Below are 19,239 nucleotides of genomic sequence, written 5' to 3' on the forward strand. Positions count from 1 at the left end.
CGATGATGGCAAACGATCAGGAAGTGAAGTATCTGGTGCCGGGGCTGGAGCGCGGTTTACAGCTGCTGTTGGCCTTTGGCGAGCAGCATCGCGATCTGACCTTTGCCGAACTGCACCGGCTGGTGGATATGCCGAAGGCCACCGCCTATCGCGTGGTACAGACGCTGGAGTACATGGGATTTCTGGAGCGCAACACGCGCACCAATACCTTTTCGCTGGGCATGAACGTGCTGCGTCTTGGCTTTGAGTACATCGCCTCGCTGGACGTGGCGCAGGTCGGCCAGCCGGTGATCGAGCAACTGCGCGACGTGAGCCAGTGCAGCAGCCATCTGGCGATCCGCGACGGGCGCGACATTATCTACATCGCCCGCGTCAGCGCCGCCGGGTCGCGCATCAACCAGGTCAGCATTGGTACCCGTCTGCCGGTGCACTGCACCTCGCTGGGCCGCATGCTGTTGACCGATATTTCCCGCGCTGATTTCGAACAGCTGTTCCCGCATGAGCGTCTGCCGGGCAACACGCCGGGGCAGCTTCACGACCGCGAAGCCCTGTGGCAGATGGTGCAGCAGGACAAAGCCCGCGGGTATGTCATCGGCGAATCCTTCTTCCGCCACGGCATCTCTTCCATCGTCTACCCGGTGTATGACCGAAGCGGCCGCGTGGCGGCGGTGGTCAGCATTCTGGTGCCGTCGGAGGAGATCCCGCAGAGCGACCGCGAGCGCCTGCAAAACGAGGTTCGCCTCGCGGCGGATAAAATTTCTGGCTTCTTAGGGTATTTGTCGCAGGCCAGTTAAATCAGTGAGTTAACGTCAGGCGCTTGACTGCGTCGGGCATGTTTTACGCCCAATCTGGGCCAGATGAGGCAACGAACGATGAGTGTAACCGGAATTGAAAAGCTGGAATTTGGTGTGGAAGACCTGACGCACTGCGCCAAATTTATGCGTGATTTTGGCCTGACGGGCGATGCCAGCGGCCAGCGTTTCACCACCCTGAGCGGCGCGCGCGTGGAGCTTAACCCGATCGACAGCCCCGACCTGCCGCCCGCGTTTGAAGCGGGCAACACCCTGCGCCGCATGACCTGGGCGGTTGCCAGCCAGTCAGATCTGGACGCGCTGCGCCCGAAGCTGGCGCAACAGCCAGGTTTTCGTGAAGTGGGCGATGCGCTGGAGTGCCTGGACCCGAACGGCATGACGCTGCGCGTGCAGGTCAGCCAGCAGACCGACGTGGAGCTGAACGTCGAGCCGATTAACCAGTGGGGCGATGCCCGCCGTATCGACACCCCCAGCCCGGTTTACGATCGCGCCCAGCCGATCAACGTGGGGCATGTGGTGTTCTTCGTGGAAGAGCTGGCGGCAGTGGAGAAATTCTACCGCGAGGTGCTCGGCTTCCAGGTCTCGGACCGCTATATCAACCGCGCCGTGTTCCTGCGCTGCGGCGTGCGCGGCGGCCATCACAACCTGTTCCTGCTGCAACTGCCGAACCGCAAGCGCGGCCTTAACCACGTGGCCTTCACCGTGCGCGACATCCACGAGGTGATCGGCGGCGGTATCGCGATGAATAAACATGACTGGAGCACCTTTATCGGGCCGGGCCGTCATCCTGTGTCGTCGGCGTACTTCTGGTACGTCAACAGCCCGACCGGCGGCGCGTTTGAATATTACACCAACGATGATTACCTGACGGAAAACTGGCAGCCGCGCGAGCTGGAGCATTCGCTGGTCTCCTTTACCGAGTGGGCGGTGGAAGGCGGGATTGACCACGACACGCGCCGCCAGCAGAAAAAGCCGGAGGCGGTATGACGTCGCGCATTGTCATTATCGGCGGCGGTCAGGCGGGCGGCTGGGCGGCGAAAACCCTGCGCGATGAGGGCTTCGACGGCGAAATTTGCGTGGTGGCGGAAGAAGAGTGGGATTTCTATGAGCGCCCGCCGCTGTCAAAAGCGTCTTTGCTGGAGCCGGACGCGGGGCTCCCAAGGCTGTTTAGCGACAAGGCGCAGCAGGCCCTGAACCTGACCTGGTACCGGCCGCTGCGCGCTGAAGCGGTCGATCGCGATGAGAAAAAAGTCGTTCTCAGCAACGGCGAGCAGCTTAGTTACAACATCCTTTTAATCGCTACCGGCGGTCGGGCGCGCCTGCCTTCGCAGGCGTGGGCCAGCCATCCGCAGGTCTATACCCTGCGCCACTGGCAGGACGCGCAGCGTCTGAAGGCGCGTCTGGCGGAAAGTAAAAAACTGGCGATCGTCGGCGGCGGCTGGATCGGCCTGGAGATTGCTGCCTCGGCGCGGAAAAGCGGCGTGGCGGTCACCCTGTTCGAGCAGCAGCCTGCCCTGTGCATGCGCTCGGTGAGCGGCGAGGTGTCGCAGCGCCTGGAAGCCATCCACCGCGAGCAGGAGGTGGAGATCCGTACCGGCTGCGGCGCGCTGGAGCTGGAGGACGATGGCGGCCTGCCAGTTATCCACTGCGACGGCCAGCGTGAAACCTTTGATGCGGTCGTGGTCGGGATCGGCGTCGATCTCAATCTGGAGCTGGCGCGCGATGCGGGGCTGAAAACCGGGCGCGGGATCGTGGTGGATGCCCAGGGGCGCACCTCGGATCCGTTCATCTTTGCCGCAGGCGATGTCGCCCAGCACCATCACTACGGCCTGTGCATCCAGTCCTGGGCCTTCGCCCAGAATCAGGCGGTGGCGACGGCGAAAGCGATGCTCAACCCCGATGCGCCAGGCTACGACGACGCGCCGTGGCTGTGGTCGGATCAATACCAGCACAACATTCAGATCCTCGGCATTCCGCAGCCAGGCAGCAGAACGGTCGTGCGTGAAGAGGCGCTGTACTTCTCGCTGGATGAAAACGGACGGCTGACGCAGCTGGTGGCGTTCAACGATGCGCGCACCGTCAAGCTGGCGAAGCGCTGGATGGCGGCGGTGCGGGATCTGTCCGACGTACCGCTTGCCGACCCGACTTTTTCACTGATGTCACTGCGATAGCTAACCCGCACCCGTAGGGGGAGAGATGACCACACTAGAGACTAACACCGCGCCGGTTGAGGCGAGCGGTGAGGGGACCCGCACGCCCGAAAAAGCGGTGCGCTGGGCCATCCCGCTGTCGCTGCTGGCCTGCGTGCTGCTGGCGTTTTTCGACAAAATCAGCATCGCGGCGCTCTTTTCGGATACCCATTTCCAGCAGGCGATGGGCATTGATTTCGACACCACGCGCCTCGGCATTTTGATGAGCGCCTTCCTGCTGAGTTATGGCTTCTCATCAGTGTTTTTAAGCGGTTTAGGCGACAAAATCGCGCCGCTGCGCCTGCTCACCGGGATGATGGCGGTGTGGTGCGTGTTGATGGTGGCGATGGGCTTTACCCATAACTACACGCTGATGATCGTCCTGCGTATTCTGCTGGGCGTGGCGGAAGGACCGCTGTTCCCGCTAGCCTTCGCCATTGTGCGTCACAACTTCCCGCAGCATTTGCAGGCGCGCGCCACGATGCTGTGGCTGCTGGGCACCCCGGTTGGCGCGGCGATTGGTTTCCCGCTTTCCCTCTGGCTGCTGAACACCTTCGGCTGGCAGAGCACTTTCTTTGTGATGGCCATGCTTACCGTGCCGGTGCTTATCTTTGTGCGCATTGGTCTGCGCGGGATCCGCCTGGAGGCAAAACCCGGCACCTCGCAGGCGTCCCGGGACGAGCGACGCGCGGCACGGCGCGAGCTGTTTGTCAGCCCGCACTTCTGGATCATCTGCATCTTTAACATCGCTTTCCTGACCTACCTGTGGGGCATCAACGGCTGGCTGCCGGGCTACCTGATCAAAGGCAAAGGCATTCATCTGGAGCATGCAGGCTGGCTGTCGTCGATGCCGTTCATCGCCATGCTGGCGGGGGAAGTGATTGGCGCGTGGCTCTCGGACAGGGTTGATAAGCGCGCGGCGGCCTGCTTTATCTCGATGGCGGGGGCGGCAGTGGGGCTGGCGGCGGTGATGCACCTCGATACCCCGCTCGCCATCATTGCGGCGATGAGCTTCAGCACCTTTATGTGGGGCACCGGCGCGCCCAACATTTTCGCCCTGCTGGCGAAGGCCACCCATCCCCGGGTGAGCGCCACGGCGGGCGGTATCTTCAACGGGCTGGGAAACTTTGCGGGCGCGCTGTCGCCGGCGGTGATGGGCGCGCTTATCGCCTTCACCCACAGCATGGATTCCGGGCTGATTTTTCTGGCGGTAATGGCGGCGGTGGGCTGCGTCCTGTTACTGCCGCTGCTGAGACGTTACTGAGGAGAGTGTCATGACTGATTCAACCGTAACCAACAAAACGGGCATCAAACCTGACCATCTGACGATGGAAGAGTGGGTGGAGTCGCGTATCGCGCGCTTCGAAGGCCGTAAATACGACTGGAACGCGCTGAAGTTCCAGGCCGATTTTGACCCGAAATATCGCCGGGCGCAGATGCGCTACATCGGCACCGGCGCAACCGGCGTGGCGAACGACACCAACACCGTGCAGGCGGACCATTTTACCTTCTCCACCATGGTGCTGCCGTCGAAGTGCGAAGGGCCGCTGCACCTGCACGACGACGTGGAAGAGGTGTTCTTCATGCTCAAGGGGCAGATCACGCTGATGATCCAGGACGGCGACAACTACACCGAAACCGTGCTGCGTGAACGTGACCTGATCTCCGTTCCGCCGGGCATCTATCGCGGCCTGTTTAACCACGGTGAAGAAGAAGCGCTGATGTGCGTCATGCTGGGGACCAACAAGCCGGAAATCCCAACCTATCCGTCCGACCATCCGCTTTCAAAAGTGAAGCGGAACTAAGGGGGCGCCATGACGGGTTTTCGTGAACAGGGAAGCGGCATTCCGCTGATGCTGCTGCACGGGATCAGCTCCGGCGCCGCCTCCTGGCACAAGCAGATGGCGCTGAACGGTTTTCGCGTACTGGCGTGGGACATGCCCGGTTACGGCGAAAGCCCGATGCTGGCCGTAGCGCGGGCAAACGCGGGGGATTACGCCGACGCGCTGGCGGCCATGCTGGATCGCGCCGGTGTCTGGCAGACAGTGCTGGTCGGCCATTCCCTGGGGGCGCTGGTGGCCAGCGCCTTTGCCGCGAAGTTCCCTGAGCGCGTCATCCATCTGGTGCTGGCCGACGCCGCGCAGGGGTACGGCAATGCCGCGCCGGAGCAGCGGGAGCAGGTCTGGCGTAACCGCGAGCAGCAGATGGCGCTGGGGGGCGACATCCTCGCCCAGACCCGCGCCGCGAAGCTGCTGCGCCCCGGCGCGCGCGCGGAAGATATCGCCACCGTCGCGGCGGGCATGCGGGCGCTGCGCCCGGAAGGCTATCTCGCTGCCGCGTGGATGCTGGCGCATGACGATATCCACGGCTGGCTAAAGCGTTATTCCGGCAGTTTTGAAGTCTGGTGCGGCGAGCAGGATGCCATCACCCAGCCGGAACTGGTTCAGGGGCTGGCGCTGCGCTACGGCATGCCGTTTATCGCCATTCCGCAGGCCGGGCACGCCAGCTATCTCGATAACGACGCGTTTTTCAACCAACAGCTTTTACGCATTAACGAAGAGGTGCGCGATGAATGCACAAATTGACGGGCGCGTAGCGGTAGTCACCGGCGGTTCTTCCGGCATTGGCTTTGAAACGCTGCGCCTGCTGCTGGGCGAAGGGGCGAAAGTCGCCTTCTGCGGCCGTGACGCGGACCGGCTCGCCAGCGCCCATGCGACGCTGCAAAACGAATTTCCCCACGGGGAGATTTTCGCTTACCGCTGCGACGTGCTGAATGCAGACGAAGTACAGGCCTTCGCGGATGCGGTGCAGGCGCGCTTTGGCGCGGCGGATATGCTGATCAACAACGCCGGTCAGGGCTACGTGGCGCACTTCCATGACACCCCGCGCGAGGCGTGGCTGCACGAAACCGAACTTAAACTGTTCGGGGTGATTAACCCGGTGCAGGCGTTTCAGCCTCTGCTGGAGCAGTCCGACATCGCCTCTGTTACCTGCGTCAACTCCCTGCTGGCGCTACAGCCGGAGGAGCACATGATCGCCACCTCCGCCGCTCGTGCCGCGCTGCTGAACATGACGCTGACGCTCTCGAAAGAGCTGGTGGGCAAAGGTATTCGCGTCAATTCCATTCTGCTCGGCATGGTGGAATCCGGCCAGTGGCAGCGCCGCTATGAAAACCGGGCGGACAAAAGCCAGAGCTGGCCGGAGTGGACGGCGGATATCGCGCGCAAGCGCGGCATTCCAATGGCGCGCCTCGGCAAGCCGCAGGAGCCCGCGCAGGCGCTGCTGTTCCTCGCTTCGCCGCTGGCCTCGTTTACCACCGGCGCGGCACTGGACGTTTCCGGCGGCTTCTGCCGTCATCTGTAAGGACACATCATGAAAAAGGTAATGTTGATTGGTTTTGGCGCCATGGCGCAGGCGGTGATTGAGCGCCTGCCCGCCGGCGTGGCTATCGGCTGGATCGTGGCGCGCGCGTCTCACCATGCCGCCATTCACGACCAGTTTGGCGATGCGGTCGAGGCGCTGACGTCGCCGATGGCGTGCGCACAAACGCCGGATCTGGTGCTGGAATGCGCCAGCCAGCAGGCGGTGGCCCAGTACGGGGAAGAGATCCTGCGTCGCGGCTGGCATCTGGCCGTCATTTCCACCGGCGCGCTGGCGGACAGTGCGCTGGAGCAGCGTCTGCACGCCGCGGGCGGAAAACTGACCCTGCTTTCCGGTGCGGTGGCCGGTATCGACGGGCTGGCGGCGGCGAAAGAGGGCGGGCTTGAGCGCGTCACCTATCAGTCGCGCAAAAGCCCGGCCAGCTGGCGCGGCAGCTATGCCGAGCAGCTTATCGATCTGAATGCGGTGTCAGAGGCAAAGGTCTTTTTTGAGGGCAGCGCCCGCGAGGCGGCGCGCCTGTTCCCGGCGAACGCCAACGTGGCGGCGACCGTGGCGCTCGGCGGCGTCGGGATGGACGACACCCGCGTGCAGCTGATGGTTGACCCGGCAACGAAACGTAACACCCACACGCTCCACGTCGAAGGATTGTTCGGCGAGTTCCATCTGGAGCTGAGCGGACTGCCGCTGGCTTCTAATCCTAAAACCTCCACCCTGGCGGCACTGAGCGCGGTGCGCGCCTGCCGCGAGCTGGCCCTGAGCTGAGGAGAGACGATGGACGATCTGAAGATTTTTATCGGCGGCCAGTGGCGACACGGCGGCGGCAACCCGATGCAGAGCCACTTTCCGGCAGACGGGTCGATCAACGCGACGTTGAATGCCGCCAGTCTGGATGACCTGGAGGAGGCGGTAGACGCCGGAGAGCGCGCCTGGCGCGATCCCGCATGGCGTAACAGCCTGCCGCACATGCGCGCGAAGATCCTGCATAAGGTTGCCGATCTCATTGAATCCCGCGTCGACGCGCTGGCGCAGATGCAGAGCCGCGATAACGGCAAGCCGCTGGCGGAAGCGCGCGGGCTGGTGATGAGCGCGGCGGGAACGGCGCGCTATTTTGCCGCTGCCTGCGAGCTGCTGGAAGGGGAACTGCCCACGCCGCGCCAGCCGGATCTGCTGACGCTGAGCCGCTACGAGCCGCTCGGCGTGGTGGCGGCCATCACGCCGTGGAACTCGCCGATTGCCAGCGAAATGCAGAAGGTCGCACCGGCGATTGCCGCCGGGAACGCGGTGATCCTCAAGCCCGCCGAAGCCACGCGGCTGATGGCGCTGGAGCTGGCGCGGATTTTTGAACAGGCCGGGCTGCCCGCCGGGCTGCTGAGCGTGCTGCCGGGCAAAGGCTCGGTGATTGGCGATGCGCTGGCGCGTCATCCTCGCGTGCGCAAAATTTCCTTTACCGGCGGTACCACCACGGGCCGTCATCTGGCGCACGTGGCGGCGGAAAAACTGATCCCGGCCTCGCTGGAGCTGGGCGGCAAATCGCCGACCATCGTGCTGGAGGATGCCGATATCGAACAGGCCGCGCGCGGGATCTGCTACGGCATTTTCAGCTCGGCGGGGCAGGCGTGTATCGCCGGGTCGCGGCTGTTTATCCACGAGAGTATTTACGCCCCGCTGATGGCGCGGCTGCTGGAATTAACTCGCGGGCTGCGCGTCGGACATCCATTTACCGACGGCGTGCATGTCGGACCGCTGATCGGCGAGAAACATCGCCAGAGCGTGATCCAGTACGTCGAACTGGCGAAGCGTGAAGGGGGGCGGGTGCTGTGCGGCGGTGAGATACCCGCCGATCCCGCTCTGGCAAACGGCAGCTTCTTCCTGCCAACCATTATCGAAGGGCTGAGCAACAGCGCCCGCGCCTGTCAGGAAGAGATCTTCGGCCCGGTGCTGGTGGCGATGCCGTTTGCCGATGAAGCCACGCTTATCCGCGAGGCGAACGACTCGGTTTACGGCCTGGCGGCGGGGATCTGGACGCGCGATACCGGACGCGCCCTGCGTCTCAGCGAGCAGCTGGAGGCAGGCACGGTGTGGATCAACACCTACAAGGTTTTTGCGATTTCGACCCCGTTCGGGGGCTTTAAAGAGAGCGGTCTGGGCCGCGAGAAGGGTATTCAGGGGCTGAAAGCCTGGATGCAACAAAAGAGCATTTATCTGGCGACGGGTAACAGCGTCAACCACTGGTGCGACTGAGAAAGGGTGAGCAATGAGCGAAATGATAACCGTCGGCGACGCCATCGCCAGAACGCTGGAGCAGTATCAGGTTGAGGCCATCTACGGCGTCATCTCCATTCACAACCTGCCGATCGCGGATGCGGTTGGGCAGCGGGGCAATATCCGCTTTGTGCCCGCGCGCGGTGAAGCCGGTTCCGTCACTATGGCCGATGCCCACGGGCGCTTTTCCGGTCTCGGCGTGGCGCTGACCAGCACCGGCGCGGGGGCGGGTAATGCGGTAGGCGCGCTGGTGGAAGCCATGAATGCCTGCACGCCGCTGCTGCATTTAACCGGGCAGGTTGAGAAAGCCTGGCTGGACGCCGACACCGGGTTTATCCATGAAACCCGTGACCAGCTGACCTTCCTGAAGGCCAGCTCAAAACGGGCGTACCGCATCAGCAATGCGAATCAGGCGATAGCCATTCTGCATAAAGCCATCCAGGACGCGCAGACCCCGCCGTGTGGACCGGTCTCGGTGGAAATCCCGATTGATATTCAGGGCGCCAAAATTCCGCTGTCGCTGGTGACTAAACCGGTTAAACCGGCATCGGTTCCAGCCGTGGATACCGGAATGGTTGACGCGCTGTGGGCGCAGCTCAAGCAGGCGAAACAGCCGCTGCTGTGGCTGGGGGGCGGGGCGCTGGGCAGCGCTGAGGCGGTGAAAACGCTGGCGGATGCGGGCATCACCGTGATTTCCAGCACCCATGCGCGCGGCGTGCTGCCGGACAGTCACCGCGCCAGCCTTCGCGCGTTCCACAACTCGCCGTCGGTTGAGGCGCTGATTGCGCAGTGTGATTTTACGCTGGTGGCCGGTTCTCGCCTGCGCAGCAACGAAACCCGATCCTGGACGCTTGAGCTGCCTTCCCCGCGGGTGCAGATCGATATCGACCCGGCGGCGGCAAGCCGTAACTACCTGATGGATAGCACGTTGATAGCCGATTGTTCCGCGGTGCTTGGCGCGCTGGCTGAAAAAGTGCAGGGCCGCGAGTGGGGCAGTCCCCAGTGGGATATGCAGGTGCAGCAGGCGGTTGAGCAAGCTGAGCAGGGGCTGCGTGAGCAGTGCGGCGCCTATGCGAAGCTTAACGACGCCATAGCAAAAGCCCTGCCGAAAGACGGCCTGCTGGTGCGCGATATCACCGTGTCCGGCAGCCTGTGGGGTAGCCGCCTGTTCAGGGCTAACGGTCCGCTGATGAACATTCACTCCCTCGCCGGGGCGATTGGTATGGGGCTGCCGATGGCTATCGGCACCGCGATTGCCAACCCGCAGCGCAAGGTGGTGGGGCTGGTGGGCGACGGCGGCCTGAGTCTCAATTTAGGCGAGCTGGCGACGCTGGCGCAGGAGAAAGCCAACGTGACGCTGCTGGTCATGAACGACGGGGGCTACGGGGTGATGCGCGGTATTCAGGATAAATATTTTGGCGGGCGTCAGTATTATAACGCGCTGCATACGCCGGACTTTACCCTGCTGGCGCAGGCGATTGGCCTACAGGCCTGGAGCATTGAGCGGGCCGAGGATTTTGAAGCGGTGATGACGGAAGCGCTGGCGATGCCGGGACCGTCGGTGGTGGAAGTGCGGATGGGGCAGATTGGCGCCCTGAAGTTTGCCGGGCCGCCACAGAAAACGCTGTACTGATTGAGCCTTGTTGCCCGGTAGCGCGGCGCGCACCGGGCCAGAGTTTTATTTAATTCCGTCTGCCGCCATACGGTCACGGATATGCTGGGCGCGTTCAACGGAGGCCGGGTGATCGTCAAACATGGAGCTTTGACGGCCTTCCTCCAGTTTCGCCAGTTTTTCGAAGCTGGTGGCTAAACCAGACGGATTGATGCCGCGTTTGCGCAACAGATCGTAAGAGTAGTCATCCGCTTCCGATTCCTGACGCTGGGAGAACTGGGAGTTCACCAGTTTTTCGCCCACATCGCCCAGCTGCGACTGGGACAGGCTGCCGACGATGCCGCCCGCAGAGGCCGCCGCTGCGCGCACGGCATTGGTGCCCAGCGCAACCTGCATCCCTTTCTTGACGTGACCGAGAGCAACGTGACCCATTTCATGGCCGATCACCGCCTCCACTTCGTTGTCGGTCATCATATCCATCAGGCCGCTGTACACTCGGATACAGCCGTTCGCCATCGCAAAGGCGTTGACGTCTTTCGCCATATACACCTTGTAGTTCACCGGCTGACCGTTAATGTTGTCGCCCAGCGCGGAAGCAATCTTGTTCAGACGCTGCGTGTAGGTGCTGTTTGCCGGGGCAAGTGTAGCTTTTCCATCCATATCCTTACAGGCCTCGTCGCTCAGCGCTTTCACCTGGGCATCGCTCAGTGAGTAGGCCTGAAAAGCTTCTGCGCCTGAGGTCATCAGGCCGTTAGAATCCATATTCTGACAGCCGCTTAGCAGGAGCGTTGTTCCCACAGCCAGCCCGATTGCACGCATTTTCATGATGTTGCTTCCGTACTCGTTAATCTGAATTAATTCCGAAAAATGCACCGTCAACGAAGCCGGTGTCGGGCTAAGTATAAGGAATATCTACAGGGGCGGGCGAGCAGATTGCGCAACATGCGAGCATGATCCAGAGATTTCTTAAGCTGCAAAAGAATGGTCCATGTACATGCCCTGCGGCTTGGGTTACATTGTTGGCACTTTTTTCCGGCGTAGCCCAAAACGCGCTGTCGTCAAGGGCATGGCCTTTAACAGTCCGATCTGGAGTTAAAATGTCCTCACGTAAAGAGCTTGCTAATGCTATTCGTGCGCTGAGCATGGACGCAGTACAGAAAGCCAAATCCGGCCACCCGGGCGCCCCTATGGGCATGGCTGACATCGCCGAAGTCCTGTGGCGTGATTTCCTTAACCACAACCCGCAGAACCCGGCATGGGCAGACCGCGACCGTTTCGTGCTGTCTAACGGCCACGGCTCTATGCTGATCTACAGCCTGCTGCACCTCACTGGCTACGATCTGCCAATCGAAGAGCTGAAAAACTTCCGTCAGCTGCACTCCAAAACTCCAGGTCACCCGGAAGTGGGCTACACCGCTGGCGTTGAAACCACTACCGGTCCGCTGGGTCAGGGCATCGCTAACGCCGTAGGGATGGCGATTGCAGAGAAAACCCTGGCGGCGCAGTTCAACCGTCCTGGCCACGACATCGTTGACCACTTCACCTATGCCTTCCTAGGCGACGGCTGCATGATGGAAGGCATTTCTCACGAAGTGTGCTCCCTGGCAGGCACCCTGAAGCTGGGCAAACTGGTTGCGTTCTACGACGACAACGGCATCTCCATCGACGGTCATGTTGAAGGCTGGTTCACTGACGACACCGCCGCACGTTTCGAAGCCTACGGCTGGCACGTTGTGCGCGGCGTTGATGGCCACGATGCTGACTCGATTAAACATGCCGTAGAAGAAGCGCGCGCCGTGACCGACAAACCGTCCCTGCTGATGTGCAAAACCATCATCGGCTTCGGTTCTCCGAACAAAGCGGGCACTCACGACTCCCACGGCGCACCGCTGGGCGACGCGGAAATCGCACTGACCCGTGAAGCACTTGGCTGGAAACACCCTGCCTTCGAAATCCCGTCTGAAATCTACGCTCAGTGGGATGCGAAAGAAGTGGGTCAGGCGAAAGAAGCGGCCTGGAACGAGAAGTTCGCGGCTTACGCGAAAGCCTTCCCACAGGAAGCGGCTGAATTCACCCGTCGTATGAAAGGTGACATGCCGTCTGACTTCGACGCGAAAGCGAACGAGTTCATCGCGAAGTTGCAGGCGAACCCAGCTAAGATCGCCAGCCGTAAAGCATCTCAGAATGCGATCGAAGCGTTTGGTCCTCTGCTTCCAGAATTCCTCGGTGGCTCCGCTGACCTGGCGCCATCTAACCTGACCCTGTGGTCCGGATCTAAGCCAATCAACGAAGATACTGCCGGTAACTACATCCATTACGGTGTACGTGAATTCGGTATGACCGCGATTGCCAACGGTATCGCTCTGCACGGTGGTTTCCTGCCGTACACCTCTACCTTCCTGATGTTTGTGGAATATGCACGTAACGCCGTGCGTATGGCTGCGCTGATGAAACAGCGTCAGGTGATGGTCTACACCCACGACTCCATCGGTCTGGGCGAAGATGGTCCTACCCACCAGCCGGTAGAGCAGGTGGCTTCCCTGCGCGTGACCCCGAACATGAGCACATGGCGTCCATGTGACCAGGTTGAATCTGCGGTGGCGTGGAAATACGGCGTTGAGCGTCAGGATGGCCCGACCGCGCTGATCCTCTCCCGTCAGAACCTGGCGCAGCAGGAGCGTACCCCAGAGCAGCTGGCGAACATCGCGCGCGGTGGTTACGTGCTGAAAGATTGCGCAGGCCAGCCTGAGCTGATCTTCATCGCGACCGGTTCTGAAGTTGAACTGGCCGTTGCCGCATGGGAAAAACTGACTGCCGAAGGCGTGAAAGCGCGTGTGGTCTCCATGCCGTCTACCGATGCGTTCGACAAGCAGGATGCCGCGTACCGCGAATCCGTGCTGCCTAAAGCGGTCTCCGCTCGCGTGGCAGTGGAAGCGGGTATCGCTGACTACTGGTTCAAATACGTAGGTCTGAACGGCGCTATCGTCGGTATGACCACGTTTGGTGAGTCTGCGCCAGCTGAACAGCTGTTTGAAGAGTTCGGCTTCACCGTTGAGAACGTTGTCGCTAAGGCGAAAGAACTGCTGTAACTTCACCAGTGAGGCAAAACGGGTCGCTCAGGCGGCCCGTTTTTATTTCGATGGTATTTTTTCTGTGTAAACAACCTATATTTGGTGATTCACATCACAAATACGTAAAGTCATGATAAGTGTAATCTGCAATGGATATCACATATATAGACTTGCTTTTTTCTTTCTTGTTTTTAACGATCTGTTTTTATTCATTTTATTAAAATGCGCTCTGACACGCTCGCTATTTTCTCCCCGTTTGATTTCATTTTACCGCAGGCGTATTTTGTTTTTAGCGATACGGTGTACCCTAAAAATAAAATAAGGATGGTATATGCGGTTAATTGATTATTTCCCTGAATCCTCAATATCAATAAAATCCGCAGCAAAGGACTGGCAGGAAGCCATTGATTTTTCCATGTCGTCTTTGCTGCAAAATCATTATATTAACGCTGATTATATTGAAGCAATTAAAACCTCGACGCTCACTAATGGTCCTTATTACATTCTCGCTCCGGGTGTAGCGATGCCTCATGCCCGTCCGGAGTGCGGTGCCTTAAAAACAGGTATGTCATTAACGCTTCTTAAACAGGAAGTGCAGTTTGCCGACGACGATGAGCCCGTAAAATTACTCATTGGTTTATCGGCGGCGGATGCGGATTCACATATCGGCGCTATCCAGGCATTAAGCGAATTATTATGTGAAGAAGATAAACTGTCGGCGTTGTTAACCGCTAAGTCAGAAAAGCAGTTGGCGGATATTATCGCTCACGCATAATTATTCTCTCCTTTACAGGATATTATTATGGAACACAAGTCTGCTCGTGCAAAGGTCCAGGCTTTTGGGGGGGTTTTGACTGCAATGGTCATCCCGAATATTGGCGCTTTTATCGCCTGGGGGTTTATTACCGCTTTATTTATTCCAACCGGCTGGATGCCAAATGAGCATTTCGCCAAAATTGTCGGTCCGATGATCACCTATTTATTGCCGGTGATGATTGGCTCTACCGGTGGACACCTGGTTGGCGGCAAACGTGGGGCGGTGATGGGGGGGATCGGCACTATCGGCGTGATTATCGGCGCGGATATTCCTATGTTCCTCGGCTCAATGATCATGGGGCCTCTCGGCGGTCTGGTGATTAAGCACATCGATCGGCTGCTGGATAAACGCATTCCCGCTGGTTTTGAGATGGTCATCAACAACTTCTCGCTGGGTATTGCGGGCATGCTCCTCTGCCTGCTGGGATTTGAAGTGATCGGCCCTGCGGTGTCGATTGCCAATAACTTTATTAAAGAATGTATTGAAGCACTGGTACATGCGGGCTACCTGCCGCTGCTGTCGTTGATTAACGAACCGGCAAAAATCCTGTTTTTAAATAACGCTATCGATCAGGGTGTTTATTATCCGCTGGGGATGCAGCAGGCTTCCGAGACGGGTAAATCCATCTTCTTTATGGTGGCCTCCAACCCCGGGCCGGGTTTAGGTCTGCTGCTGGCTTTTGCTTTTTTTGGCAAAGGAATGGCGAAGAAGTCAGCCCCCGGCGCGATGATTATTCACTTCCTGGGCGGCATTCATGAGCTCTATTTCCCTTACGTACTGATGAAACCGCTGACGCTGATTGCGATGATTGCTGGCGGCATGAGCGGGACGTGGGTGTTTAACTTGTTAGGCGGTGGTCTGGTGGCTGGCCCAAGTCCGGGGTCGATTTTCGCCTACCTCGCGTTAACGCCTAAAGGCGCATTCCTCGCCACGATTGCTGGCGTAACGGCAGGCACGCTGGTCACCTTTGCGGTCGCCTCTTTTATCCTGAAGATGGATAAAAATAGCGAAGCTGAAACGGAAGATACTTTCAATGATTCTGCCAACGCCGTAAAAGCCATGAAGCAGGAAGGCAAGTTTTCTTACCAGGATATTAAGCATATCGCTTTTGTCTGCGATGCCGGAATGGGCTCCAGCGCTATGGGGGCGACGACATTCCGCAAGCGTCTGGAAAAGGCCGGGCGAGATATCGATGTAAAACATTATGCCATCGAAAATGTGCCTGACAACGCGGACATTATTGTTACCCATGCCAGCCTGGAGGGTCGCGCTAAACGGGTCAGTGACAAACCGTTAGTATTGATAAAAAACTATCTCGGCGATCCGCAGCTTGACGAACTCTTTAAGCATTTAACGGCGAATTAATCTATCTGGTTCCTGGAGTCATTATGAAAACGAAAGTGGCTGCCATTTATGGCAAGCAGGATGTTCGTATCCGCGAATTTGAACTGCCCGAAATAAGCGACAATGAGCTGCTGGTGAGCGTAATTTCCGACAGCGTTTGTTTATCCACCTGGAAGGCAGCGAAATTAGGCAGTGAACATAAACGTGTGCCGGACGATCTGGAAAATCATCCGGTCATCACCGGACATGAATGCGCCGGGGTGATTGTTGAGGTCGGAAAAAACCTTATCGGGAAATATAAAAAAGGTCAGCGCTTTGTTTTACAACCGGCAATGGGATTACCGAGCGGTTATTCTGCTGGCTACAGCTATGAATATTTTGGCGGCAATGCGACGTATATGATTATTCCAGAAGTCGCAATTAATCTGGGCTGCGTTTTACCTTATCACGGCTCCTATTTTGCGGCGGCTTCGCTGGCGGAACCCATGTGCTGCATTATCGGCGCGTATAACGCCAATTATCATACGACGCAATATGTCTATGAGCACCGGATGGGCGTGAAACCGGGAGGTAATATTGCGCTTCTGGCCTGCGCCGGGCCGATGGGAATTGGCGCTATTGATTATGCGATTAACGGCGGGATCCAGCCGTCGCGCGTTGTGGTGGTGGATATCGATGAGGCCCGCCTTGCGCAGGCGGAAAAACTCCTGCCGGTTGCGCTGGCGGCACAAAAGGGTATTGAGCTTATCTATGTCAATACCTCCGAACTGGAGAACCCTGCCGCTACGTTACGCGCATTAACTGACAATGCAGGCTTTGACGACGTGTTTGTCTATGCCGCGGTTCCGGCGGTCATTGAACTGGCAGACGATCTTCTCGCCGAGGACGGGTGCCTGAATTTCTTCGCCGGACCAACGGACAGCAATTTCAAGGTGCCGTTTAATTTTTACAACGTCCATTACAACAGTACCCACGTAGTGGGCACCTCCGGCGGCTCGACGGAGGACATGAAAGAGGCGATTGCGCTGAGTGCGACGGGCCAGCTCCAGCCGTCGTTTATGGTGACCCACATCGGCGGTCTTGATGCGGTGCCGCATACGGTACTCAATCTGCCGGACATCCCTGGGGGCAAGAAGCTTATCTATAACGGTGTCACCATGCCGTTAACGGCCATTGCCGATTTTGCCGAAAAGGGCAAAACCGACCCGCTCTTCCGGGAGCTGGCAAGGCTTGTGGAAGAGACGCACGGCATCTGGAATGAAAAAGCAGAGCGCTATCTGCTGGCGCAGTTTGGTGTGGATATTGGGGAGGCGGCGGCATGATGTCTCTGGCATGGCCGCTCTTTCGCGTTACGGAACAGGCGGCGCTGGCCGCCTGGCCGCAAACCGGGTGCGGCGATAAAAACCGAATCGACGGGCTGGCGGTAACCGCCATGCGCGAGGCGCTAAACGCGATAGCGATGCGCGGGCGTATCGTCATCGGCGAAGGTGAGATCGACCATGCGCCAATGCTGTGGATTGGCGAGGAGGTCGGAAGCGGTGTCGGCCCGGCGGTGGATATTGCTGTCGATCCCATCGAGGGCACCCGCATGGTGGCGATGGGGCAAAGCAATGCGCTGGCAGTAATGGCGTTTGCGCCTGAGGGCAGCCTGTTTCATGCCCCTGATATGTACATGAAAAAACTGGTGGTTAACGCAGCGGCAGCCGGGGCAATCAGCCTCGATCTCCCGCTGACAGAAAACCTTCGCAACGTTGCCCGGGCGCTGGGCAAGCCGCTGGAGCATCTGCGGATGGTGACGCTGGACAAACCGCGCCTGCAAAATGCAATTGCCGAGGCGACGCAGCTGGGCGTGAAAGTGTTCGCGCTGCCCGATGGCGACGTCGCCGCCAGCGTTCTGACCTGCTTACAGGATAATCCCTATGATCTGATGTACACCACAGGCGGCGCGCCGGAAGGGGTGATCTCCGCCTGCGCGGTGAAAGCGCTGGGTGGCGATATGCAGGCGGAGCTGATCGATTTTTGTGAAGCGAAAGGGGAGAGTCCAGAGAACCGTCGGGTCGCCGTGCAGGAGCACCGTCGCTGTGCGGAGATGAAGGTGGAAGTCAATCGTATCTATACCCTTAGCGAACTGGTAAAGGGCAATGACATCCTGTTCAGCGCGACGGGCGTGACGGGTGGCGAACTGGTTAAAGGTATTCAACAGGTTGCGAAGGGTGTGCGCACGCAAACTTTACTGATCGGCGGCGCAGATCGAACGTGTAATATAATAGACTCTCTGCATTCACGGTGATTTATCGAGATACAAATGACGACACTGACAGAAGACGATGTGCTTGAGCAACTGGATGCTCAGAATAACCTCCTCGCATTTATGACGACGGCACAGTCTTTTTTACTCCAGGGCATTAAATGTTTTCTGCCGTCGCTGTTTGTCGATAACGATGAAGAGATCGTGGAATATGCAGTGAAGCCGTTACTCGCCCGGAGTGGGCCGCTTGATGACATCGACGTAGCGTTACGTCTGATCTATGCGCTGGGGAAAATGGAAAAATGGCTCTACGCCGACATTACGCATTTTTCGCAGTTTTATCAGTATCTGAAAGAGCAGGATACCCTCCCTGGCTTCGCCGATGACATCACCTGGGATTTTATCAGCAACGTTAATTGCATCACCCGTAACGCGACATTATTCAGCGCGCTGGAGTCGATGAAATTTGCTGACTTTGCCACATGGTCTGAGGTGCGCTTTACCGCAATGATCAAGACGGCGCTCACCCTGGCGGTAACGACAATTTTAAAGGAACTTACGCCGTGAAAATTGGGCTAACGGTTAACGGGCTACATGTAGAAGCACATTATCCTGACGACGAAATTGAAAATGTTCATAAGCCTTTGCTGCGGCAACTGGCGAAACGGCATTTCGCCAGCGCCAGCAGGCGTACGATTGTTTTTCTCAGCGCGCCGCCCGGGACGGGTAAATCCACGCTAACCGCCTTCTGGGAATTCCTCTCTCGTCAGATGGAGGGGATGCCGCCGATCCAGACGTTGCCGATGGATGGATTTCATCACTACAACGAGTGGCTTGAGGCCCATAACCTGCGTGCGTATAAAGGCGCGCCGGAGACCTTTGATGTCGACAGACTTGCGCAACATCTGTGGCAGATCAAAGAGGGCGACAGTACCTGGCCGCAGTATGACCGACAAACGCACGATCCTGTCGAAGAGGCTATTGTGGTAACGGCCCCGGTCGTGATTGTTGAGGGTAACTGGCTGCTGCTTGATGACGAACGATGGCGAACGCTGATGGAATACTGCGATTTTTCATTGTTTATTCGCGCCCCCGCCGAAGCGTTACGTACGCGCCTGGTGGGACGTAAGCTGGCCGGCGGACTCTCTCAGGCCGACGCCGACGCGTTTTATGCGCGCACTGATGGGCCAAACGTGGAGCGTGTTTTGCGTCACAGCCGTCCTGCCAATGTGGAACTGATGATGTCGGCAAATGGCGAATACCGACTCGTCTGATCCTGCGCGGCTTTCAGTGGGGCGCCGGACGACCCGCCGCGTTTTTACGTGGCGGGAAGAAAAGGGATTATTCCGGAAAAATGTGATGGAGATCAGATAAAATCGCTCTTAATCTGGACAGAGATTCCTTTTATTCCCCGATTCGCTTATTCTTGCTGAAGCGTTTCAGTCGATTAAATGTTCGACAATTGACCAATCAATCGCAGTTTGTGACAGCAAGGATTCCCCT

Annotated in this window: 18 protein-coding genes; 17 read left to right on the forward strand and 1 reads right to left on the reverse strand. The window is 58.7% G+C overall.

Features of this window, described 5'->3' with window-relative positions; translation table 11 throughout:
- Window positions 1–5: 5 nt before the first annotated feature.
- The 10 genes from RHN82_RS13695 to RHN82_RS13740 all read left to right on the forward strand — a co-directional run bounded on the left by RHN82_RS13695 (window position 6) and on the right by RHN82_RS13740 (window position 10,277).
- A complete protein-coding gene (locus RHN82_RS13695) occupies window positions 6–794 on the forward strand; it encodes an IclR family transcriptional regulator (RefSeq protein WP_003860053.1) in 789 nt (262 codons plus the stop codon).
- A gap of 78 nt (window positions 795–872) precedes the next feature.
- Window positions 873–1,799, forward strand: coding sequence for a VOC family protein (locus RHN82_RS13700; protein WP_047050763.1), 927 nt, complete (start codon window positions 873–875; stop codon window positions 1,797–1,799).
- Window positions 1,796–2,983 (forward strand): NAD(P)/FAD-dependent oxidoreductase, encoded by a 1,188-nt coding sequence (locus tag RHN82_RS13705; protein ID WP_047050764.1) that lies wholly within the window; start codon window positions 1,796–1,798, stop codon window positions 2,981–2,983. Before RHN82_RS13700 ends, RHN82_RS13705 begins: the two co-directional genes overlap by 4 nt.
- A 25-nt stretch (window positions 2,984–3,008) precedes the next feature.
- Window positions 3,009–4,265: an MFS transporter gene (locus RHN82_RS13710; RefSeq protein WP_023314815.1), complete on the forward strand. Its 1,257-nt coding sequence runs from the start codon at window positions 3,009–3,011 to the stop codon at window positions 4,263–4,265.
- A gap of 10 nt (window positions 4,266–4,275) precedes the next feature.
- Complete coding sequence (locus RHN82_RS13715; RefSeq protein ID WP_017382915.1) at window positions 4,276–4,806, forward strand: cupin domain-containing protein; 531 nt, start codon at window positions 4,276–4,278, stop codon at window positions 4,804–4,806.
- A 9-nt stretch (window positions 4,807–4,815) separates the two neighbouring features.
- Window positions 4,816–5,586 (forward strand): alpha/beta fold hydrolase, encoded by a 771-nt coding sequence (locus tag RHN82_RS13720; RefSeq protein ID WP_047050765.1) that lies wholly within the window; start codon window positions 4,816–4,818, stop codon window positions 5,584–5,586.
- A complete protein-coding gene (locus tag RHN82_RS13725; protein ID WP_047050766.1) occupies window positions 5,570–6,364 on the forward strand; it encodes an SDR family oxidoreductase in 795 nt (264 codons plus the stop codon). The genes RHN82_RS13720 and RHN82_RS13725 overlap by 17 nt, the downstream gene beginning before the upstream one ends.
- Window positions 6,365–6,373: 9 nt before the next feature.
- Entirely contained in the window at window positions 6,374–7,144 is a 771-nt protein-coding gene (locus tag RHN82_RS13730) for an aspartate dehydrogenase (RefSeq protein ID WP_047050767.1), read from the forward strand.
- 9 nt (window positions 7,145–7,153) lie between these two features.
- A complete protein-coding gene (locus RHN82_RS13735) occupies window positions 7,154–8,623 on the forward strand; it encodes an aldehyde dehydrogenase (RefSeq protein WP_310398333.1) in 1,470 nt (489 codons plus the stop codon).
- A 13-nt stretch (window positions 8,624–8,636) separates the two neighbouring features.
- Window positions 8,637–10,277, forward strand: coding sequence for a thiamine pyrophosphate-binding protein (locus tag RHN82_RS13740; RefSeq protein ID WP_047050770.1), 1,641 nt, complete (start codon window positions 8,637–8,639; stop codon window positions 10,275–10,277).
- A gap of 45 nt (window positions 10,278–10,322) precedes the next feature.
- Here the strand turns inward: RHN82_RS13740 and RHN82_RS13745 are convergent, their stop codons facing one another.
- Entirely contained in the window at window positions 10,323–11,081 is a 759-nt protein-coding gene (locus RHN82_RS13745) for a M48 family metallopeptidase (protein WP_003860073.1), read from the reverse strand.
- 272 nt (window positions 11,082–11,353) lie between these two features.
- Between RHN82_RS13745 and tkt the strand changes: the two genes are divergently transcribed.
- From tkt to RHN82_RS13780, 7 genes are all read left to right on the forward strand, one after another.
- Window positions 11,354–13,345, forward strand: a complete 1,992-nt coding sequence (gene tkt, locus RHN82_RS13750) for a transketolase (protein ID WP_059347455.1) — start codon at window positions 11,354–11,356, stop codon at window positions 13,343–13,345.
- Between the two features lie 313 nt (window positions 13,346–13,658).
- The gene (gene cmtB / locus RHN82_RS13755) at window positions 13,659–14,102 is read left to right on the forward strand and encodes a PTS mannitol transporter subunit IIA (RefSeq protein WP_047050772.1); all 444 of its coding nucleotides are present in this window, start codon (window positions 13,659–13,661) and stop codon (window positions 14,100–14,102) included.
- A 27-nt stretch (window positions 14,103–14,129) separates the two neighbouring features.
- Window positions 14,130–15,509 carry a PTS mannitol transporter subunit IICB gene (locus RHN82_RS13760; RefSeq protein ID WP_047050773.1) on the forward strand — a complete coding sequence of 460 codons (1,380 nt, stop codon included), beginning with the start codon at window positions 14,130–14,132 and terminating at the stop codon, window positions 15,507–15,509.
- A gap of 23 nt (window positions 15,510–15,532) precedes the next feature.
- Window positions 15,533–16,810 (forward strand): zinc-binding dehydrogenase, encoded by a 1,278-nt coding sequence (locus tag RHN82_RS13765; protein WP_047050774.1) that lies wholly within the window; start codon window positions 15,533–15,535, stop codon window positions 16,808–16,810.
- Entirely contained in the window at window positions 16,807–17,778 is a 972-nt protein-coding gene (glpX, locus tag RHN82_RS13770) for a class II fructose-bisphosphatase (protein WP_047050776.1), read from the forward strand. Before RHN82_RS13765 ends, glpX begins: the two co-directional genes overlap by 4 nt.
- 15 nt (window positions 17,779–17,793) lie before the next feature.
- The gene (locus tag RHN82_RS13775; protein ID WP_045907071.1) at window positions 17,794–18,303 is read left to right on the forward strand and encodes an MltR family transcriptional regulator; all 510 of its coding nucleotides are present in this window, start codon (window positions 17,794–17,796) and stop codon (window positions 18,301–18,303) included.
- Window positions 18,300–19,010, forward strand: coding sequence for a nucleoside/nucleotide kinase family protein (locus RHN82_RS13780; RefSeq protein WP_047050778.1), 711 nt, complete (start codon window positions 18,300–18,302; stop codon window positions 19,008–19,010). The genes RHN82_RS13775 and RHN82_RS13780 overlap by 4 nt, the downstream gene beginning before the upstream one ends.
- The last annotated feature ends 229 nt before the right edge of the window (window positions 19,011–19,239 follow it).

Source organism: Enterobacter cloacae complex sp. EB5 (genome assembly GCF_031432835.1).
Lineage (GTDB): Bacteria > Pseudomonadota > Gammaproteobacteria > Enterobacterales > Enterobacteriaceae > Enterobacter > Enterobacter hormaechei_C.

What these genes read in the sequence shown, in the direction of transcription:
- RHN82_RS13715 (WP_017382915.1), top strand. Translation starts at nt 4,276, where the DNA reads ATGACTGATTCAACCGTAACCAACAAAACGGGCATCAAACCTGACCAT.
- RHN82_RS13745 (WP_003860073.1), bottom strand. Translation starts at nt 11,081, where the DNA reads ATGAAAATGCGTGCAATCGGGCTGGCTGTGGGAACAACGCTCCTGCTA.
- RHN82_RS13730 (WP_047050767.1), top strand. Translation starts at nt 6,374, where the DNA reads ATGAAAAAGGTAATGTTGATTGGTTTTGGCGCCATGGCGCAGGCGGTG.
- RHN82_RS13765 (WP_047050774.1), top strand. Translation starts at nt 15,533, where the DNA reads ATGAAAACGAAAGTGGCTGCCATTTATGGCAAGCAGGATGTTCGTATC.
- glpX (WP_047050776.1), top strand. Translation starts at nt 16,807, where the DNA reads ATGATGTCTCTGGCATGGCCGCTCTTTCGCGTTACGGAACAGGCGGCG.
- RHN82_RS13735 (WP_310398333.1), top strand. Translation starts at nt 7,154, where the DNA reads ATGGACGATCTGAAGATTTTTATCGGCGGCCAGTGGCGACACGGCGGC.
- RHN82_RS13695 (WP_003860053.1), top strand. Translation starts at nt 6, where the DNA reads ATGGCAAACGATCAGGAAGTGAAGTATCTGGTGCCGGGGCTGGAGCGC.
- tkt (WP_059347455.1), top strand. Translation starts at nt 11,354, where the DNA reads ATGTCCTCACGTAAAGAGCTTGCTAATGCTATTCGTGCGCTGAGCATG.
- RHN82_RS13705 (WP_047050764.1), top strand. Translation starts at nt 1,796, where the DNA reads ATGACGTCGCGCATTGTCATTATCGGCGGCGGTCAGGCGGGCGGCTGG.
- RHN82_RS13740 (WP_047050770.1), top strand. Translation starts at nt 8,637, where the DNA reads ATGAGCGAAATGATAACCGTCGGCGACGCCATCGCCAGAACGCTGGAG.
- RHN82_RS13725 (WP_047050766.1), top strand. Translation starts at nt 5,570, where the DNA reads ATGAATGCACAAATTGACGGGCGCGTAGCGGTAGTCACCGGCGGTTCT.
- RHN82_RS13710 (WP_023314815.1), top strand. Translation starts at nt 3,009, where the DNA reads ATGACCACACTAGAGACTAACACCGCGCCGGTTGAGGCGAGCGGTGAG.
- RHN82_RS13760 (WP_047050773.1), top strand. Translation starts at nt 14,130, where the DNA reads ATGGAACACAAGTCTGCTCGTGCAAAGGTCCAGGCTTTTGGGGGGGTT.
- RHN82_RS13700 (WP_047050763.1), top strand. Translation starts at nt 873, where the DNA reads ATGAGTGTAACCGGAATTGAAAAGCTGGAATTTGGTGTGGAAGACCTG.
- cmtB (WP_047050772.1), top strand. Translation starts at nt 13,659, where the DNA reads ATGCGGTTAATTGATTATTTCCCTGAATCCTCAATATCAATAAAATCC.
- RHN82_RS13720 (WP_047050765.1), top strand. Translation starts at nt 4,816, where the DNA reads ATGACGGGTTTTCGTGAACAGGGAAGCGGCATTCCGCTGATGCTGCTG.
- RHN82_RS13775 (WP_045907071.1), top strand. Translation starts at nt 17,794, where the DNA reads ATGACGACACTGACAGAAGACGATGTGCTTGAGCAACTGGATGCTCAG.